The following is a 19207-nucleotide window of genomic DNA, read 5'->3' as shown; positions in this document are numbered from 1 at the left end:
AACAACGACGAACAGCGGCACGGGCAGGGGGCTGTGTGGATACGGACCGTTTCCGGGATCCAGCGGATGCACTCGCGGAGCTGCGCGCCCGGCTGAAGGCTGGTCATGCCGCGTGGGGCGGGACCCAGGTGCAGCTGGCTCGTCGCGCCGGTCTGGGCCGCACAGTCGTAAATCAGGCGCTCAGTGACTCCGCGCCCGCGCCGTCGGCGCAGACCGTGGCCGCGCTGGCCCGTGCCCTCGGTCTTGGCAAGGAGGTCCGGTCTCTACTGGATCTGCTGGCCACCGCCTCCGGGCCAGTCGAAAGCCCTGACGGCGTGGTGGGCCGACCGATCGGTGACTGGGACCCCCACGATTTGGAAGTCCACCCGGCCGTGTACGCCCCCGCCGACGAGGAACTCAGCCGGGCGGGCGGCCCGCAGGGGCGGGGCCATGTGGCCTCTGTGCTGCCGAGCTATGTGTCCCGCCCACACGATGGGGAACTGGCTGACCTCGTTGCTGCCGCCGCGAACGGGCACAGTCAGATGGCGGTGTTGGTGGGCTCGTCCTCGACGGGCAAGACCCGCGCCTGCTGGGAGGCCGTCCAGCCGCTCGCCCCTTTGGGGTGGAGGCTGTGGCACCCCTTCGACCCCACCCGCGCTGAAGCGGCGCTCGCCGACCTCGCGCGCGTCGCTCCTCGCACCGTGGTCTGGCTCAACGAGGCTCAGCATTATCTCGGCGCCGGCCAAGGACTCGGCGAACGCATCACCGCCGCTGTGCACTCCCTGCTCACCGACCTGAAACGTGCGCCCGTCCTGGTCCTGGGCACGCTGTGGCCCGAGTACGCCAACGCCTACACCAAACTCCCCAAACCCAGCCAGGAAGATCCGTACCCCCAGGTGCGGGAGCTTTTGGCCGCGCGGCGGATCACCCTGCCCGACAGCTTCGACACCGCCGCCACGGACGCCACCAGAGCCCAGGCGGAGGCAGGTGACCGGCAGCTCGCGCACGCTCTAAAACACGCGCGTGACGGGCGGCTGACGCAGTACCTGGCAGGAGCTCCGGAACTGCTGCACCGCTACAAGACCGCCGCGCCGCCGACCCGGGCCCTGCTGCACGCGGCCATGGACGCCCGCCGCCTCGGAGCCGGCCTCCACCTGCCCCAGGCCTTCCTCGAACACGCAGCGGCGGACTACTTCACCGATGACGAGTACGACACCCTCGCCGACAACTGGCTTGAACAAGCCCTCGCCAGCAGCACCGATGCCGTCCACGGCAACCTCGCCCCCCTGCGCCGCATCCGCCCCCGCACCCACAGCGCTCCGGCAGGAGCCGAGCCGGACCAACCGGCCTACCGGCTGGCCGACTACCTCGAACAGCACGGCCTCAATCAGCGCAAGATGCTGTGCCCCCCGGCCTCCTTCTGGCAGGCCGCACACGACCGCCTCACCCACCCCGACAGCCTCGCCAAACTCGCCGAGGCCGCCGCCAACCGCCGCCGCGACCGCTGGGCTTACCACCTCTGGCAGAAGGCCGCAGATGCCGGCAGCACCAGCGCCCTGATCAGCCTCGCCCTGGTACGGGAGAAGGCCGGGGACCAGGACGGGGCCGAACAGCTCGTCCGACAAGCCGCCGACGCCGGCGACGCCTCGGCCCCGAACTCTCTCGCCCGCTGGCGACAGTTAGTCGAGGACCAAGACAAGCTCGAACAGTTCGTCCGGCGACAGGACGAGGTCGAACAGCTTGCCCGGCAAGCCGCCGACACCGACGCCCCGAACATTCTCGCCGACTACGCCGACGCCCTGAACGATCTCGCCATCTACATCGACGCCCAGAACCAACTCGACCTGATACGGGAGGAGACTAGGGCCTGGCCCGAGACCGAGCAGTTCGCCCGGCGAAACGCCGACGCCGGCTACGCCGCCTCCATGATCGATCTCGACGCGAGGCGGGAGAACGGAGACCCGTGGCCGTACGGGCTGGATCCCGATGGCACGCCATCCGCGCCCTGGGACCTCTTCACACAGCCACCTGCGGATATGTAGCAGCGGGTCACGGCAAATATCACAAACAAGCTATGAGCGAATCTTTCCCTAAGAAGCCGTTGTCTTTTCGAGCGTGACTGCTGCGTTCCTGCTGGTCAGGCATAGTCCGTTTCTCGTGCGGCAGTGATGGCGTGTCGTGTTGTCTCCTCGGTGGAGGTGCCGTGTGCCGTCGGTGATGGGGTTGCTGGAGGAAGGCGAGCGTGCTGCCCGGCAGCGGGTGGAGGTTCTTCAGGCCGAGTTGTGGGAAGCGGAGGCCGCGTTGGAGCGGTTCGTGATCGCTCGTGAGACGGTCGGGCAGGTCCTGGCGGAGCCGAGCGGCCGTGGGGATGCACCGGTGACCGTGTCTGATGGGCGAGAGCGGCCGGTCGTGGGTGCGGTGCCCGGCTCGGTGGTGCCGGTGTGGAGGGAAGGACTCGACGTCGGCGTACTGGCGCCGGACTATCGGCGGATCATGGCTATCGTGGCCGACCGGGGCGGGGAGGCGGTGGACTGTCGGCAGCTCGCTGCGGCACTCGGTCTGGCTGTAGTCCCGGCGAAAGTCGAGGGGGTGCGGTCGAAGGTCAAGCGCCTGGCCGCGCGGGGCTGGCTGGCCGAGACGGTGCCGGGCAGGTTCAGTGAGGCTGCCGGGCCAGGCGGCGGCTCATGACCATGCTCATCGACCACCAGATCATCGCCTCCGCGCTGTCGGTGCGGCCCTCGTAGTCGCGGGCCAGGCGGCGGGAGCGCATCAGCCACGCGAACGTGCGCTCGACCAGCCATCTCTTGGGCAGCACGGTGAACCCGGAGGCACCGTCACTGCGTTTGACCACCGTCAGCGCGATCTGCCAGAGGCCGCGGGCGATGTCGACCAGCGGCCCGGTGTAACCGCCGTCGGCCCACACCCTGGTCACGCGCCAATGCCTGTGCCGCAGCCGGGCCAGCAGGACCCGGCCCGCGTCCCGGTCGGTGACCGACGCTGCCGTGACCGTCACGGCCAGCAGCAGCCCGAGGGTGTCGACCACGAGGTGCCGCTTGCGCCCGTTGACCTTCTTGCCGCCGTCGAAACCCCGGGTGGCGGCCGGCACCGACGCGGCGGCTTTCACCGACTGCGCGTCGATGACCGCGGCTGTCGGCTCCGCGTCCCGTCCCCCGGCCTCGCGGACCCGGTCACGCAGCCGGTCGTGCAACTCGCTGATCAGGCCGTTGTCCCGCCAGCGCCGCCAGAAGGCGTAGACGCGGTCCCATGCGGGGAAATCGCTCGGCATCGCCCGCCACGTGATGCCGCCGGCCACGAGGTAGCGGATGGCGTCGATCATCTGCCGGTGACAGTAGCCCTCCGGCTGCCCGCCCCTGCCCTCCAGCCATCCCGGCACCGGCAGCAAGCCCCGCACCTCGCCCACTCGGCGTCCGTCATGTCCGACGGATACCGAGGCCGTCTGTCCGAACGATCCCCCGCATTGCCGTACACGTGCGCGAGGCAATCACACGACCGAGCAACCGAGTTGGACGACGAGGACAACGGAACGCAAGACTGCGGCACAGGGCCTCCTGACGCTCGAAGGACTTCAGCAATCCCGAGCTGGGCAGGAGGCCCTGCTTTCATGCCTGCTTCGGCTGGAGATCACCCAGCCGAGTCACTGCACTCGAACCAGTGATCACCGTGATCGATAGGGCAACGGCTTCTGACCGCCGTCCGGCACCCTGAAGTCGATGACTACGCCCGGCTGCTGGAGCGGGCGATTGAGGCCAGGCGGGCCGGCCACTGGGAAGCCGCTCAGGCCATGGTGGTCAACGTGCTGAACTCGGCGATGGATACGCACGGACCTGGGTGGCTGGCCAAGGCGTTCCCCGCTGTGGACTTCAAGGGCCTGACGGGAAGTCGCGCGTACCTGAACCAGATAGTGCAGGAATCCGATGGCTGGGCTGACGTGACGGTCTTCAACTTCTCCAGCTATGTGGCGGCGATCGGCATGGTCAGGGCCTTCGAATCGGCGTTCACGCGCACAGGCGACCACTTCAACCGGCACGCCGCCGCGCACACCGCGTCGTACGAGTGGTACCGGGAGGAGTTTTTCGTGCCCGCAGTTCTGGTGACGAACAGCCTGTTGCGGAAGCTGAATCAGGATCTCGAGGTCGAGGATGACGACGACGAGGAGGAGTAACCGGGATCAGCGGCATGAATCTGGTGGTCTGCTGTGTGGCCGTGTGATGGGCCCCTTCGTTCCGGGAGGGACGAGGACGGCCGTTGGTACGAGCGCCCCATCGTCTGTCAGTGCCGTGGTGTGTCCTGATATTGCGTCCTTTCAGTCTCGCCCCGTGGAGGTTCTCGTGTCCACGTCCGCCAAGCCGGTCACTCTGCTCGTCTACCGGTCGGGGGAAGTGCCGGATCACTTGCGCACGATGACTCAGCTCAAGGAGCAGCGGCGCAAGCCCGCCGAGGGGCAGAAGCCGGTTGCGCTGTTGCGGAAGTACAGGCGCGGCCACGGGTGGGGCGAGTTTCCTCTGTATGACCCGGGCCGATGCGGTGGTGATGCGGCCTCTGTCGGCTAAGCAGCAGGTGGCGATGACGGCTCGGCGTACGTGCCCGGTGTGCAAGGAAGTCCGCGGCTACGTCGTGCACCGGATGTGCCAGGAGTGCGCGGACGAAGAGAGCGGGAGCGGCAGCTTGAACTCCAGCGGCGTACCTGCGTGTGGTGTCGGCGGGTGTCCACTGCGCCGCACCCGGTGTCAGAGCACGCGCAGGGGCGCCGTGGCGAGTGCGTGCCGTGCTGGCTGCGCCGTGTGATTCGTCGCCAGCTCGAGGAGGAGCGGCTGGTGGTGTGGCGGCGCACGTGCCCGGGCCGGGAGTGCGACAAGGTGACTGCGACGGATGAGGAGGTCTCCGCTGAGCGGGCCGCCGGGACGTGGGGCGGGCCGCGCTGGTGCCCGCCCTGCGCCAAGCGGGCCGAGCGGGAACGGGTCGAGCGGGAGCGGCAGCGGCGGGAGGCCGAAGAGCGTGCCATCGAAATGCGGCGGCGCGAGGTCGAGGCGCTCGAGGAGTGGGCGCGGGACGTTCTCGCCGATCCGGACACGGTCATCCTGGATACGGAGACCACGGGCCTGCATGACGAGGCCCGCATCGTCGACCTCGGGGGCATCAACGCGGCCGGTGACGTCCTGATGGACACGCTCATCAACCCGGGCGAGCCGATCCCAGCTGACGCGACCGATATCCACGGGATCACGGATGCCCAGGTGTCCACGGCGCCCTCGTTCGCGGCCGTCCTCGACCAGCTCGACGCGGTGCTGCACGGCTACCGCTGCGTCATCTACAACCAGGCGTTCGACGTTGCCAGGCTCCGGCACGAGCTGACCGTGTAGTACCGGCAGACCGGCCACGAGGACCCCGAAGGCGCCGTCGACTCCTGGCTCGGCAAGGTGCGGTTCGAGGACGCGATGGTGCCGTACTCGGACTGGTACGGGGACTGGTCCGAGTACTGGGGAAACTACGCTTGGCAGCCGCTGTACGGAGGAGACCACCGGGCAGTCTCGGACTGCCGTGCCGTGGTGAAGCGGCTGTGGGATATGGCCAAAGGTCGTGGGTTCACGTTTTCCGAAGGGGGCTCGTAGCTGAACCCGAGGGTGGTACGCCCAGAACGGTACTGGAGCGGGGGCGGGTTCGTCCGGGCCCGCCGAACCGGAGACGGTGCCCAGTCTTGCGTGCCGCAAGGCCATGGTCACCACGCCGGTGCCCGGTCCGGCCTGCTGGGCCGGACCGGGCACCGGCGGATGTAGGAGGGGTAGCTGGGTCACGCCTCTGCGACTTGGAGTAGCCAGCTGACGGGGATGTCGTCCTCGGTGTCGCTCGCGCTCTTCTTGACGCGGCCGATGGCGATCTTCTGGGTACTCGTCGGGAGATTCGCGCCGTTGCCGGCCCGGCCGCCTGCGTGCGTGACGTTCAGGTCCACGGCGGCGCTCCAGTTGGTGCCGTCGTGCCAGTTCACCTTGATCTTTGCATCCGCCCAGGCGGAGGCGAAGCTGATCCACATGTCGCCCGACCAGCCGGCCTGGTTGGCTGCCGGGACGGCCAGGACGATGCCGTACTTGTAGTGGATGAGTCCGCCGCTCTCGGTGAACGCGAAGCCGGGGGGAATCTCGCCAGTCTGGAAGTTCGCCATCAGTGCTCCTTGTCTGTCACTGCCCCGGTGCCCCGGGGGAGAGACACCGTGCCGCAAGCCCCACAGGCCACGGCGCGGCTCACGCTAGGGGCCCTCTCGCACCCTTTCGCTACCTTCTAGGGCAAACCATCAATACGGGGTTAGCGGCAGCTCGGCCGGTCTGTCCGCTGCGCTCCTGCGCCCCCCGGCGCCCCCCGTGCTGTGCCCCGAGGAGCGGCTGACTCCTTCGGCCGCCGACCGGCTGCGGACCGGAATGCCGTTCCCGGCGCGGCTGTTCCTCATCGACGCTCCCGCATCCCGGGCCATCATGTTCACCAGCGCGACCCGCAACTCGCTGGTCGTCCTGTCCCTCGCGTGCCCCGGTCGGTTCCTGAGCGCGGTCAATGCTCCGATCCGTCCTCGCCGTTGGCGAGGGGCTTCGGTGGCGGTCCCGCATTCCGGAGGCTGTGTTCGATGAGGCCGGGTTGATCGATGGTGCCGGTGTAGCGTAGGGCCGCCCCGACGGACAGGCCGAACAGGTCGCAGATGCGGCGAGGGTCGCCACCGGTGGCCTCAGCCTCGTGGAGGAGGCGGTCCTCGCGGAGCCGGCTGGTGGGCATGCCGAGCACGTCGTTGATCCAGACGTTGCTGACCGGCTCCACGCCGCAGCCGGTGGTCTGGGAGACGAACAGGTGGGGGTTGGCTGTGCGGGGCCAGCGACGGTTGCGGTAGTCCAGGTAGGCGGCCAGGCGGGTGCGTACGGGGTCGGCGAGCAGAACCGTCCGGTTCGGGAGGAACAGGCGGCCGTCGTGCAGGTCGGTGGTCTTCAGGATGCGCAGTTGCCCGGTGGGGGTATCGCCGAGATACGGGTCAAAGGGCAATGAGGTGATCTTGAAGCCCTGAGCACCGCGATCCCGTCACCCGTTCGGCTCAGTGTCGTTGGTCGTGATGTTGTTATCGTCTGGGCCCGGGGCGGGATTGTGACCTCGATCGAGCGGACCGCGTACCCGCGGTTCAAGCGGCTGATCACCGCGCACGAACTGCATCTGTTCTTCTCGCCGACTCGCGATGAGCTTCAGTGGGCGGCGGACGCCACGGATGGTGACGAGCATCTGCTGGCCCTGCTGCTGATGCTGAAGTCGTACCAGCGCATGGGCTGCTTCCCTGCGCTGGAGGACGTGCCGGAGCAGGTGGTGGAGTTCGTACGGCGCCAGGTGGAGCTACCGGAGGGCACGCTGCCGCTGTATCGGGCGGAGCGCACGGCCAAGCACCACCGGGGCCTGGTCCGCAAGAAGGTTGGCGTGAAGTACGACCAGGGCGAGGCCCGGCGGATTGTCGAGGGGTCGATCCGCAAGGAGGCCGCGGCGAAGAACCGGCCGGCGGATCTCATCAACATCGCGCTGGAGAAGGTCGTGGAGGCCGGGCTGGAACTCCCGGGGTTCTCCACCTTCGACAAGATGGCCTCGAAGATCCGCACCGAGGTGAACGCCTCGATCCGCGAGGGCATCCACGATCGGATGCCGCCGGCCCAACGGGCTGGGCTGCTGCTGTTGGAGGAGCGCGACTCGGATGGAACGACGCTGTTCAACCGGTTGAAGAAGCCCGCCAAGGGGCCGACCTGGTCGCACTTCAAGAACCTGGCCAAGCGCCTGGACTGGGTCGACGAGCTCGGCGACACATCGGTGTGGATGGAGTCGGTCGCCACGGGGAAGATTACCGACTTCGCCGGGGAGGCGGACGCCTCGGAGCTGCGGGACTACGCATCCATCAAGCAGATCGCGCTGATCGCGTGCCTGGCGCACAAGGCGAGGATGCGGGTCCGCGACGACCTGGCGACGATGTTCTGCAAGCGCGTTGCGACGAAGATCAAGAAGGCCAAGGAGGAACTGGAGGCGATCCGGCTCGCCCAGCGGGAGATCGTTGAGGCCCTGATCGGGAACTACCGCACGGTGCTCAAGAACATCGACGACGGTGGCCCCGCCCAAGAGGCACTGGCGAAGGCCGCGGCCATGACGGCCGAGGTCCGCCATGCCCTGGACGGACTGGACGACGAGGCACCGGTCGACGAGGTCGCCCAGCGCCTGGGCGGCAAAGTCTCCCCGGCGGTCCTGGCGATGGTCAAGGCTCTGCTGGTGCAGGCCGGTGGGCTCGGCGCCGTTACCAAGGCGGTGGAGGAGCTCGGCGGGTTCGCGCAGCAGTACGAGCAGATCGAGAAGGTCTCCGCCCATCACGGCAACTTCTGGGAGGTGCTGCTGTACGGGCAGATCGGCCGGGACCGCGCGGTGATGTTCGACCTGGCTGCGAAGTTGGAGTTCACCGCCACGTCGGACGACCGGACGGTGCTGGACGCGCTCGCGCACGCGATGCGGCACGAGAAGGCGCGCGGGGAGTACATCACCGCCTTCGACGAGGAGGGCAAGGAGGTGGACATTTCCTTCGCCACTCAGAACTGGCGCAAGGCCGTTGTCGACAAGACCCGTACGGGGCAGTTCGTGCGCAAGCATTTCGAGGCGATGGTCTTCACCGCGCTCGCCGAGGAACTGCGCACCGGCGACGTCGCGGTGGTGGGCTCGGAGGAGTACGCGGACTGGTCCAAGCAGTTGCTGGAGTGGGAGGTCGTTCAGGAGAAGCTGGGCACCTATCTGTTGAGGTCGGCCTGTGCGAGGAGGGCGAGACCGCCGCGTTCGACGCGAAGGTCTTCCGCCGGCAGCTGGAGGACAAGCTCACCGCTGCCGCCGCGGCGGCGGATGCCGGGTACCCGGACAACGAGGGCCTGGTCATCGATCCCGAGACCGGTATCCCGTCGCTGAAGCCGCACCGCTCAGAGGGACAGCGGCCCTCGGCGAGGCGCCTGGAGCAGGAGATCAAGGCCCGGATGCCGGAGCGCTCGCTCATGGGGATCGTGGCGAGGACCGCGTACTGGGTTGACTGGTGGCAGCGCTTCGGCCCGGCATCCGGCAACGAGCCCAAGCTGGACGATCCCTTCGGCCGCTACGTCCTGACGACCTTCGTCAAGGGCACCAACATGGGCTCGTACGAAGCCGCCCGGCACATCCCCGGAGTCTCCGGGCACGAGCTGGCGTACGTGGCGAACCGGCACTTCTCGATCGTGCTGCTCAACGAGGCGATCACCGACCTGGTCAACGCGCACGCCCGCCTGGACATCTCGCAGGCGTGGGGCGACGGCACCACGGTCGCCGCGGACGGCACGCACATGGACACCTACCTCGACAATCTGCTGGCCGAGACGTCGGTGCGGTACGGCAAACCGGGCGGGATCACCTACCACCACATCTCCGACACCTATGTCGCGCTGTTCACGCACTTCATCCCGTGCGGGGTGTGGGAGGCCGTCTACATCATCGAGGGGCTGCTGAAGAACTCCTCCGAGGTGAAGCCGACCACCGTGCACGCGGATACGCAGGGCCAGTCGCAGCCGGTGTTCGCGCTCGCGCACCTGCTGGGCTTCGTTCTCATGCCCAGGATCAGGAACTGGAAGGGCCTGACCTTCTACCGGCCCAGCAAGCAGTCGGAGTACGCGCATATCGACGTGCTGTTCGGCGAGGCGGGGAAGAACGTCATCGACTGGGATCTGATCGAGTCCCAGTTCCGGCACCTGATGAAGGTGGCCGTCTCCGTACGGGAGGGGGCGATTTCCTCGTCCACGCTGCTCAAGCGGCTGCGTTCGGGCTCCAAGAAGAACGCCACCTATGCCGCCTTCGCGAGGTCGGGCGCGTGATCCGCACCGTTCAGCTGCTGCGCTACCTCTTTGATCCGGCGCTTCGCCGGCGGGTGACCGCGGCGACGAACAAGACCGGAGCGTTCAACGGCTTCTCGCAGTGAATCGGCTTCGGCAACCAAGGGGTCATCGCGGACAACGACCCGGTCGAGCAGGAGAAGGCGATGAAGTTCAACGCCCTGCTCACCAACGCGGTCATTTTTCACAACGCCCTGGACATCGCGGAGATCGTGCGGCAGCTGCTGGAAGAGGGCTGGACGATCGAGCCGGAGGACCTGGCCCACATCTCGCCGTACCTGACCGAGCACATCAACCGGTTCGGCGAGTACAGCACGCATGAACTCGGCATCCAGCCCGAGGCGTACGACCCGAAACTGGACGTCGACTTCACCCAGCTGCGCGACCAGGACCTGGCTGTCGCCGGCTTCGGCCAGGCTGCTTGACCCGATCCGGACGTTTCGTTGCTGCGCGTGGTGCGGGAGGCTGTTGTGGCGGGAAGATGCTGGTTCTGATCGGTACCGGACGGTGGGGGATTCCTTGGCGGCGATACGACGTGATGTCCTGGAGGCGTCGCAGGTACGGATCTACTCGGACGCGGGTGCGGTTATGGGGGCCGGGTTCCTCATTGCCGCCGATGTGGTGTGCACCTGTGCTCATGTCATCGCCAGGGCAGCCAGGGTGCCGGATGACGCCGAGGTGGCTCCGGAGGGTCCGGTGGATGTGGACTTTCCGCTGCTGAGAGGCCGGCCCCGGGTCCGGGCGACCGTGGTGTCCTGGCGGCACGGCGGGGCCGATGTCGCGCTGTTGCAGCTGGACGCGGCGGTCGAGGGCGCGCGGCCGGTGCAGCTGGTCGACGGAACCGGGGTGTGGGGCCATTCGTTCCGGGTGCTCGGCTACCCGGCCGGCCTGGATGCCGGAGTGTGGGCATCGGGCACGCTGCGCGCGGGGCAGGGCGCGGGCTGGCTGCAGATGGAGGCGCACGAGCCCGGTCCGCGCATCGTGAACGGCTTCAGCGGCGCGCCGGTCTGGGACGACGCGCAGGACGGTGTCGTGGGGATGACGGTCGCCGCACACCGGGGTGAGCGCACCGCATATCTGCTGCCGTCGGCCGAGCTGATCGACGACAAGACGCTCCGGCCCCGCTGTCCGTTCCGCGGGCTGATGGCTTTTGGGGAGGATGACGCGGAGTTCTTCCACGGCCGCGACCGTGACACCGCCCGCGTGCACGAGGCCGTGCGCAAACGCTCTCTGACCCTGCTGACCGGTCCTTCTGGGTGCGGGAAGTCCTCCCTCATACGCGCCGGTGTGCTGCCCCGGTTACGGGGCGAGGGCGTGAGCGTGACAGAGCTGCGCCCCGTACCCGGGATGCGGGCGGCCACCGTCATGGCCCGCGCGCTGATCGACCTGCTGGAGCCCGAACTCGGCGAGATCGACAGGCTCACCAAGGCCCGGGAGTTGGCAGGTCTCCTGGAGACGGGCGACGAGGTGGCCGCGGAGCTGCGCGCCAGGGTCCTCGCCGGCGGGGGTGGCACAGGGCACGTCCTGTTCATCGACCAGCTCGAGGAGTACGCGGGTGCGGCACCTGATGCCGCACGCGCCCTCTTCGGGTGGCTCGTCGCCCTGGCGGGCAGGGAGGGCACGGGCGTGCTGCGGGTGGTCGCCACGGCGCGGTCCGAGTCCCTGGACGTGCTGGTGACGGCCGACACGTCCGATCTGGTCAGCGAAGCCGTGCAGCTCCTCGCGCCGCTGACCGACGATGCCCTGGCGCGAGCGGTGACCGCACCGGTCGACGCGGTGCCGGGGCTGTGGTTCGAGCCGGGGCTGCCGGAGCGGATCGTCGCGGACGCGGGCGATGAGCCCGGGCGGATGTCGTTGGTCCAGTTCGCCCTGACCGAGCTGTGGAACGCCCGCACCCGCTCCATGCTCACCCACGCCGCCTACGACGCGCTGGGCGGCGTGGCGGGCGCCCTGGTCACCTACGCCGACGACGCTCTCGCCGAGCTGACTCCCGCCCAACAGGAGTGCGCACGGCGGCTGTTCATCCAGCTGGCCCGGCCCACCGATGGTGACACCTTCTCCCGCAGGCCCACCCGAGCCGTCGACCTTGCCCCCGAGCTCCTGGCTCTGGCACAGAAACTGTCCCCCGGCAAACTCGTGGTGCTCTCCCATGCACCCGGTGACGCCGAGCAGGGCGAGATCGTCGACATGGCGCACGAGGCGCTGACCGCGCTCTGGCCACGCCTGCACCAGTGGCTCATAGACTCCCGCTCCTTCCGCCGCTGGCAGGAACAACTCCGGGCCGATCTGCGCCGCTGGGAGGCGCAACACCGCGAGCCCGCCCGCCTGTTGAGCGGCACCGATCTGGCCGAGGCAGACCGCCGACGGACCGAACACCCCCAGGACATCTCCGCCGACGAGCTCACCTACATCCGGCTCAGCCGCCGCCACGCCCGCCGCGGCGCCCGCCTCCGACAGACCGCCGTCGCGGCACTGGCCGTCCTCACCGTGCTCGCCGTCGTCCTGGCGCTGTCCACCTGGCAGGGCCTGAAACGCACCGAACAGCAGCTGCGGACCCAGGCCGCGGGCCTGCTCGCCCAGGCTGCCGAGGACCGCCCGGGCGACGACCCCGCCACCGCCTTGCAGCTCGCCCTCGCCGCGTGGAACACCAAACAGACCGACAAGACCCGCCAGGCCCTGCTGCACCAGTACGCGCGGGGGCAGTATCTCGTGGGCAGCTACCCGTCGGTGTGGCAAGGGCCGGTCACTGGCATGGACGCCACCCCAGACGCCCGTGTCCTGGTCGTGCAGTCAAAGCCCGGCGGCGGCGACCGGCCGACACTCACCGTGGTCACGGGGGTGCTCCAAGGCAAGCCCCAGTCAAGGAAGTTGAGCGGCGCACCCAAGGTGGAGGGGATGCTGTTGACGTCCTTGAGCCCGGACGGCCGCTTCTTCGCCGCCACCGGCGGGGCGGACGTGCGGCTGTGGCGGTTGAGCGATCCGCAGCATCCCACCGTCCTGAAGGTCAACAGCCACACCCCCGAGAAGGCCCATGGAAGCCTCGACTTCAGCAGCGACGGCAAACGTCTGCTACTGATGACGGACAATGCCTCCGTGGAGTGTCGCCGCGGCACCCGGCGCTGCACACCCGCGTTCGCCGAGGCATGGCAGACGCCTTCCGGCGTCCCCATCCGTGTACCGAAGCAGCTCGTCCCCAAGACAGGGCTCAAACAAGCCGCGTTCACCTCCGACGCGGACACCGTCGCAACGATCAGGTACATCGACAACGATGGTCGCGGGCGGCTCGAGCTCAGAGATTTCACCAGCGGCCGACTGCGATACGCCTCCCCCCGCGGAAGCGTCGACGGCGTCGAGCTGTTGGCAGGCGGTGAGCTCCTGGTCCAATCGTCGTCCGCCGTCACCTCGTACGCCGTGGCACTCGGCAGCACTCCCGGCAGCAAGACCGAACTGCCCACCGACGGGAGTGAACACCCCGACGCCACTGGACGGTACGGCGTCGTCAACGCCGCGGACTTCACCGACGACAAACAAGCCGACCGCGGCTACACCGAGCCGACCCTGACCGACCTGCGCACCGGACGCACCTACCGCACTCGCATCCCCACCCCGGGCCACACCAATGCCGAGTACAACGGGGTCGCGGCGGTGCCTCGGACGGGTGGCGGGCTCACCGTCCTCGTGCCCATCGGGACGGCACTGATGGCGGTGCGCGCCGAACCGGCCGGCAGCGAACGGTTCCAGGTACAAAACGGCGGGCAGTATGCCGTGTCACCGAATGGACGCCACATCGCCAAGTGCGGCGGACGCCTCGAAGTCCTCGACGCCGCCCGCACGAGACGCCAGTCGGTCGCGCTGCCGTCGGCTTACAAAACAGTGCGCTGTACGTGGACGTCGGACTCGAAGCGCATCGTCGTCTGGCACGAGCAGGGCAACCTCTCCCGGTCCTATTCCGCGCAGGACCTGGGTGACGGCACCGCCCTGGACAACGTCCTGCCGAAGACGAAGAAGGCGGCCGGTATCGACGAATTGCGGGGCAGCCAGGTGGACATGGTCGCCCCGCTGCAGGGCAGCGAGATCGTTGTGCTCACCGTGGACGGCAGGCTGGCACGCATCAACACCGCCGATGGGTCCGTGCCGACCGAGCCCTTCCTCGTTCACCCCGCACCGAACTGGGACGGCCTTGGCATGAGCGAAGCCTTCGGGCGCGGCCAGCTCATCGCGCGCCCAGAGCACCCTGGACAGGTCGCCGTGGTCACCAGGAAGGGAACAGGGCGAGGCGAGATACTGCTGTGGGACGTCCGCGCTCCCCGGCACATCAACACCCTCAAAGGGCCCGCCATCGGCGTGCCGTACAGCGCCGAATCCCTGCGCCAGGCGCTCGCCTTCGACGCAGACGGTTCACGCCTGGCCACGCAGAACTCCGACGGTCGCGTGCGCGTGCGGGACATCGACCATGAACAGCAACCGGCCGTCAGCGTCCCCGGCTCGGTCGGCGACCACCTGGTCGGGTTCGGCCCCAAGGGCAGCCTCATCACCTACGACCGCGCCAAGCAGCAGGTCCGGATCCATCGCTTGTCGGACGACAACGCCATCGACACCCTGGCTATCGCAAGCGAGGACTGGGCAACGGGCGAGTGGATCGGGGGCTACGTACACGGCACCCGCCTCACGGTCGAAACCGGCACCCTGCGCCAGATCTTCGACCTTCGCCCCGAAGAGCAATTCCGCGTCCTGTGCGCCGCTGCGGGGCGCGACTACACCAAGGCCGAACGGAAACTGCTGCCAGAGGGAACCCCTTCGGAACCGCCCTGCAGCTGAGCCACTGGTGACAGCTTCCTTAAAGGCAATGCTGTGACTCTGTTGGTGATGTTGTCGGGGTCGTGCGGTAGTTGTCGGTGGGCTGGCACAGTGGCAGGGAGGCTGTTCCAGGGGGTGGGCTTCGATGTCGTTGCGACCGAAGAGCTATCAGCGGGTCCCGGCGAGGACAGTGCGGACGGCGCGGGCCGCGTGTCCGAAGGGCACACCGGAGCTGATCCGGGATCGGTTGGACGTGCTGTTCGAGGACGAGGAGTTCGCCTCGCTGTATCCGGCCGACGGCCGTCCGGGCCTGTCCCCGGGGCAGTTGGCGCTGGTGTCGGTGCTGCAGTTCGCCGAGAACCTCTCCGACCGGCAGGCCGCCGACGCGGTCCGCACCCGCATCGACTGGAAATATGCCCTCGGGATGGAGCTGGACGATGCCGGGTTCGACTACTCAGTGCTCAGCGAGTTCCGGGCCCGGCTCGCCGAGGGTGATGCCGCTGACCGGCTGCTGACGGTGATGCTCAAGCGGCTGGTGGAGGCCGGGCTGCTGAAATCCGGAGGCCGTCAGCGCACCGACGCCACCCACGTTATGGCGGCGGTCCGCACGCTCAGTCGGCTCGAACTGGCCGGCGAGACGCTGCGGGCCGCGTTGGAGGAGCTGGCCGAGGCCGACGGGGACTGGCTGCTGCCCTTGATCGAGCGGGAGTGGGGCAAGCGCTACGGGCGCAAGGTGGAGATCGGCAAGGTCCCCGGCGGGAAAGCCGGGGTCACCGCGATGGCGGAGACCTTCGGCCGGGACGGCCAGAAGATCCTCGCCGCCGCCTGGGCATCCGACGCTCCGCCCCGGCTGCGGGCGTTACCGCAGGTGGAGATCCTGCGGCAGGTCTGGGTCCATCACTACTGCTGGGACCCACGCGGACGGCTGCGCTGGCGCGACGGTCACGCGCTGGCCCCAGCACACCTGCGGTTCGACTCCCCTTACGACACCGACGCCCACTACTGCGTCAAGCGGGACACCGCCTGGAGCGGCTATCGGGTCCACCTGACCGAGACCTGTGACACCGACCGGCCCGAGGTAGTCATCCACGTGGCCACCACGATCGCCCCGGTCCAGGACGGCGAACTCACCGAACAGATCCACGACGACCTCGCCGAAGCCCGCCTTGCCCCCGCCGAACACGTCGTCGATACCGCCTACACCACCCCGGCCCGGATCGAACGCGCCCGCCGGGTCCACGGAATCACCCTGCTGGGCCCGGTGGTGCCCGACCACAGCCACCAGGCCAAAAGCGGGGACGGCCTCGCCCCTGGCGCTTCGCGATCGCTGTGCGGGTCAGAGGTTCTCGGGGCCTGGCCGGCGTCCGGGCGGCCCGGTGCAGCAGCGTGTCGCCGGGCGTCCCCCGGCTCCGCCTGCCGCCACCGGTCCTCACTGCGGGTGTGCCGGTCGGTGGGTGCGGTCATCCGCGTCGGGACGTGCTCCAGTACCAGGGGCGGCACCGGCTGCCGCTGCGGGGGGACTCGCGGGTGCTTCCGCTGCCGCCAGTACAGTGCCCCGGCCACCGCCGTGGCCACCGCTGCCGTGGTCGCCAGCCGCTTTGGATTGCTGAACTGCACCGCTCCGTCTGATCAGGTTGCTTGTGAGATTCAGAGGGGCGTCGGCCTGCGGTTCCAGGTCGGTCATCCGGCCCTCCGTCACCCCCACGTGCCCCAGGGCCGCGCGCAGGGCGGCCCGGTCGGCGTCCGCGAGCCCGTTGTCGGCCAGGTCCGCGTCGGTCCCGATGATGACCACCGGGGCGATCATCCCGGCCGGCAGCAGCGTCGGCACATCAAAGGCGTCCCGTCCGGCGAGGATCTGAGCCTGCCGGGGTCATTGGCAGGCCGGCGGTGTCCACGACGTACAGGACGGGCGCGTACCGGGACTGCCACAGCTCCAGTGCCCGCCCCAGGCCGGACCGGCCGCCCTCGTGGTGCCGGCCGGCCAGCACCCGCGGCGCCTCTTCCCACATGTGAACCGGGATCAGGTATCGCACCGTCCCTGCCCGCGCTCCGGCGCTGAACGACGACGGGTCCGGCCGCCGGGTGGCCGCGATGATGTCCGTGGTCAGCACGGAGGTGTCCAGCAGCGCGCGGCGCAGCGGCCCGTGCTGGTAGCGGGTGCGCCGTCCGGCCGGCGCCGGCTCGCTCATCCGCGCATCGTGGTGCGGGCGCCGTCCGGCCGGTGCGGGATTCCGGCGTCGTGCGCGGGCTGCACCAACTCCTCCCAAGAGCGCTGGGCCCTACCGCCGGAACCGGTACGGCCGACACGTGCGGCATCCCAGATGCCCCCTTGCGCCTGCCGATGTGGCCGGCCATCGTCCCGCGGTCCCCAACGCCGCGCCGTTCAGGGGCGGTTCGTGTGGGGTACCCACAAGACGGTGGGCCGGGGGACGAGGCATAGGCTGATCATGATGGTGACGGAGCGGGTGCGGAACACGGCGTGCGACCTTGTGGGCCTCGATGCCACGGTGGCGGGCTGGTGCCAACTGGCCGGTCCTCTCCCTGAGCCGCCCGCGGTGATGGCGCTCTTTGGATCTCGCCAGAGTCGCTCTTCCCGCCAGTTGGCTGCGGACTCAGTGTCAAAGGGCTGATGCGGCCGGAGGTTACGCATGACGTTGTCCGCTTCGAGTGCTGGAGATCGGCGTCTGCAGGAGGGCGGCGAACTGCCCTAGGGCGAGATCGGTGCGCTCGCGATCGCCGGTGGTGGTGAGGTCGAACAGCAGGCCGCGGATGACGGCCATGACGAGGGTGGGGGTCGCGGTGTTGTCGTTCCCGGTGGTGGTGTCGGCGAAGACGGTGCGCAGTGGGTCGAACCAGTCGGTGACGGCCCCGGCCTGGTCCGGGTAGTTCTCGGGGTGGGTCAGTAGGTCGGCGTGGACTTCGAAGAACAACCGGACGAACGGGGCGCGCTCGGGTGCGCTCAGCCAGGCCCAGATGGCGCGCAGCCGGTCCTCGACGGTGGCGCCGCTCGGCGGCAGGCCGTGTGTGAGGCGCTCGGCGCCGCGCCGGCGTGCCTCGGCGAGAACGGCGGCTACCAGTTCCTGCTTGCTCCCGAAGTCGTAGAGCAGCATCCGGGGGCTGGAACCCAGCGCCGCGGCCAGCGGTCGAAGGCTCAATCCGGCCAGTCCCTTGGCGAGGACATGGTCGGTGGCCTGTGCCAGAACGCGGTCCCGCCGGTCGGGATCGGCAGGTCGTCCCACGGTGCACCGTCCTCTCATGCGATAGGGCTGTGCCAGTATATGACACAGGTGTTTCAATAACGGGAGAAGGCGGCCATGGAGACTGACGGCATGCACGACCTCGACCAGGCGCTGGTTCTGGGGCCCGGCGGGCGTCTGGGCACCGCATGGACGGCCGGACTGGCAGCGGGCCTACGCAGCTTCGGGGTGGACCTGGGCGAGGCCGACCTCATCGTGGGGACCTCCGCCGGGGCGATCGTCGGTGCAGTCCTCGCCACCGGGCAGGACCCAAGCCGTCTCGCCACCCTCCCTGCCCGACCTCCCGCCGATGCCTCATCCGCGCCGTGCCGCCCCGATCCGTCCATGATGGGTGCGGTGTTCGCCGTCCTCGGCGACCCGGGCCTGGACCCGGCCGATGCCCGTCGCCGGGTGGGCCGCATCGCCTTGGAGACGGTTGATGCGGAGGCGGAGAGCCGCCTGATCGCCCAGCGCGCCGCACTGATCGCCGCCGAGAGCTGGCCGCAGCGCCCTCTGCTGATCCCGGCTGTTGACGCCGAGACGGGCGAGCCAATCGTGTGGGACGCCGCCGCGGGTGTCCCACTGGTGCGCGCGGTCGCCGCGTCCAGCGCCTTCCCCGGAGTCGAGCCGCCCGTCGCCGTCGACGGCCGCCGCTACCTCGACGGCGCCTTGCGAGACGGCACCAACACCGACCTGGCGGCTGGCACCCGCACCGTGGTAGTCATCGACCCGCTCGCCCACCGCCACCCCCGCCCCACGACCGACGGCGCCCACCTCCTGGCCCCTGATTCGGCCGCGGTGCTCCTGCTGGACGCCGAGCAGGGCGACCCTGAAGCGTGGACAGCGGCCTATCAGGCCGGCGAGGCCCAGGCCAGCACGGCAGCTGAGGAACTACGCGCGCACTGGCGGCCTGCCACGGACCGCGACTGAGGGCTCCGGGTCGCCCTGCGCCCATTTCTTTGCACCTTGGACGATGTGGGGAGATCGACTGAGCCTGTTTGCGGGGCGTGCCGAGCAGGGGTGGCGAGATCCAAAAGAGCGCCATCAGCGGGGGCGCGCCCCGCCGGGCAGGTGCGGCTCAGGCCGCGACGCAGGCCGTGGATCGGCTTCCTGCGGGCATGCGGCCTGATTCTGCTCTCTCCGCTGCTGCTGTACGCCGTGCTGGAGGGTCTGCCCGGCTCTCCCAAGGAGTACCGCGCGACCAAGGCCCGCCGGGCCGGCAGACGGCGCCGCCGTGCGCTGGTGTCGGCACAGGGGCTGGATCGGCCCTTCGACGGCGAT

General features: G+C 69.2%; 13 protein-coding genes and 2 pseudogenes. 11 read left to right on the top strand and 4 right to left on the bottom strand.

What is annotated here, in order from left to right:
* The first annotated feature begins 35 nt into the window (after nucleotides 1-35).
* Nucleotides 36-2021 (top strand): helix-turn-helix transcriptional regulator, encoded by a 1986-nt coding sequence (locus GWI24_RS13170; RefSeq protein WP_210946140.1) that lies wholly within the window; start codon nucleotides 36-38, stop codon nucleotides 2019-2021.
* A gap of 163 nt (nucleotides 2022-2184) precedes the next feature.
* A complete protein-coding gene (locus tag GWI24_RS13165) occupies nucleotides 2185-2667 on the top strand; it encodes a hypothetical protein (RefSeq protein WP_210946139.1) in 483 nt (160 codons plus the stop codon).
* Here the strand turns inward: GWI24_RS13165 and GWI24_RS13160 are convergent.
* A protein-coding gene (locus tag GWI24_RS13160; RefSeq protein WP_247616285.1) for an IS5 family transposase occupies nucleotides 2633-3414 on the bottom strand; the annotation gives its coding sequence in 2 pieces (ribosomal slippage) (nucleotides 2633-3393 and nucleotides 3393-3414; 783 coding nt in all). The genes GWI24_RS13165 and GWI24_RS13160 overlap by 35 nt on opposite strands.
* A gap of 367 nt (nucleotides 3415-3781) precedes the next feature.
* On the opposite strand from GWI24_RS13160, the gene GWI24_RS13155 reads away from it, so the two are divergent.
* Nucleotides 3782-4162 (top strand): hypothetical protein, encoded by a 381-nt coding sequence (locus GWI24_RS13155; RefSeq protein WP_210946138.1) that lies wholly within the window; start codon nucleotides 3782-3784, stop codon nucleotides 4160-4162.
* Between the two features lie 694 nt (nucleotides 4163-4856).
* On the top strand, nucleotides 4857-5360 hold the full coding sequence (locus GWI24_RS13150; protein ID WP_210946137.1) for a 3'-5' exonuclease: 504 nt from the start codon (nucleotides 4857-4859) through the stop codon (nucleotides 5358-5360).
* Between the two features lie 428 nt (nucleotides 5361-5788).
* Here GWI24_RS13150 and GWI24_RS13145 read toward each other — a convergent pair whose 3' ends face one another.
* The gene (locus GWI24_RS13145; protein WP_210946136.1) at nucleotides 5789-6157 is read right to left on the bottom strand and encodes a hypothetical protein; all 369 of its coding nucleotides are present in this window, start codon (nucleotides 6155-6157) and stop codon (nucleotides 5789-5791) included.
* A gap of 265 nt (nucleotides 6158-6422) precedes the next feature.
* Between GWI24_RS13145 and GWI24_RS45140 the strand changes: the two are divergent.
* Nucleotides 6423-6536 (top strand): annotated as a pseudogene (locus GWI24_RS45140) (arsenic resistance protein); the annotation flags it as partial.
* A 1-nt stretch (nucleotide 6537) separates the two neighbouring features.
* Here the strand turns inward: GWI24_RS45140 and GWI24_RS13140 are convergent.
* The gene (locus tag GWI24_RS13140; protein WP_210946135.1) at nucleotides 6538-7017 is read right to left on the bottom strand and encodes a hypothetical protein; all 480 of its coding nucleotides are present in this window, start codon (nucleotides 7015-7017) and stop codon (nucleotides 6538-6540) included.
* Nucleotides 7018-7116: 99 nt separating this feature from the next.
* Here GWI24_RS13140 and GWI24_RS13135 point away from each other — a divergent pair, with 99 nt between their 5' ends.
* From GWI24_RS13135 to GWI24_RS13110, 4 genes and pseudogenes are all read left to right on the top strand, one after another.
* Nucleotides 7117-8946, top strand: coding sequence for a DUF4158 domain-containing protein (locus GWI24_RS13135; protein WP_210946134.1), 1830 nt, complete (start codon nucleotides 7117-7119; stop codon nucleotides 8944-8946).
* 65 nt (nucleotides 8947-9011) lie between these two features.
* Nucleotides 9012-10318: pseudogene (locus tag GWI24_RS13130) on the top strand (transposase).
* Between the two features lie 94 nt (nucleotides 10319-10412).
* The gene (locus tag GWI24_RS13115; RefSeq protein ID WP_210946131.1) at nucleotides 10413-14711 is read left to right on the top strand and encodes a serine protease; all 4299 of its coding nucleotides are present in this window, start codon (nucleotides 10413-10415) and stop codon (nucleotides 14709-14711) included.
* Nucleotides 14712-14835: 124 nt separating this feature from the next.
* Entirely contained in the window at nucleotides 14836-16749 is a 1914-nt protein-coding gene (locus tag GWI24_RS13110; RefSeq protein ID WP_210946130.1) for a transposase, read from the top strand.
* A gap of 583 nt (nucleotides 16750-17332) precedes the next feature.
* Here the strand turns inward: GWI24_RS13110 and GWI24_RS13105 are convergent.
* Nucleotides 17333-17929: a TetR/AcrR family transcriptional regulator gene (locus tag GWI24_RS13105; RefSeq protein ID WP_210946129.1), complete on the bottom strand. Its 597-nt coding sequence runs from the start codon at nucleotides 17927-17929 to the stop codon at nucleotides 17333-17335.
* A 75-nt stretch (nucleotides 17930-18004) separates the two neighbouring features.
* Between GWI24_RS13105 and GWI24_RS13100 the strand changes: the two genes are divergently transcribed.
* Together GWI24_RS13100 and GWI24_RS13095 are read left to right on the top strand one after the other, a co-directional pair.
* The gene (locus GWI24_RS13100; RefSeq protein ID WP_210946128.1) at nucleotides 18005-18856 is read left to right on the top strand and encodes a patatin-like phospholipase family protein; all 852 of its coding nucleotides are present in this window, start codon (nucleotides 18005-18007) and stop codon (nucleotides 18854-18856) included.
* A 141-nt stretch (nucleotides 18857-18997) separates the two neighbouring features.
* Nucleotides 18998-19207: hypothetical protein (locus GWI24_RS13095; RefSeq protein WP_210946127.1), on the top strand; the 210-nt coding region annotated here is incomplete at its 3' end.

It is taken from the genome of Streptomyces sp. MK37H, assembly GCF_018035285.1.
In the GTDB taxonomy this organism is placed as follows: Bacteria; Actinomycetota; Actinomycetes; order Streptomycetales; family Streptomycetaceae; genus Streptomyces; species Streptomyces endocoffeicus.
This window is presented reverse-complemented; position numbering and strand designations above follow the sequence as displayed.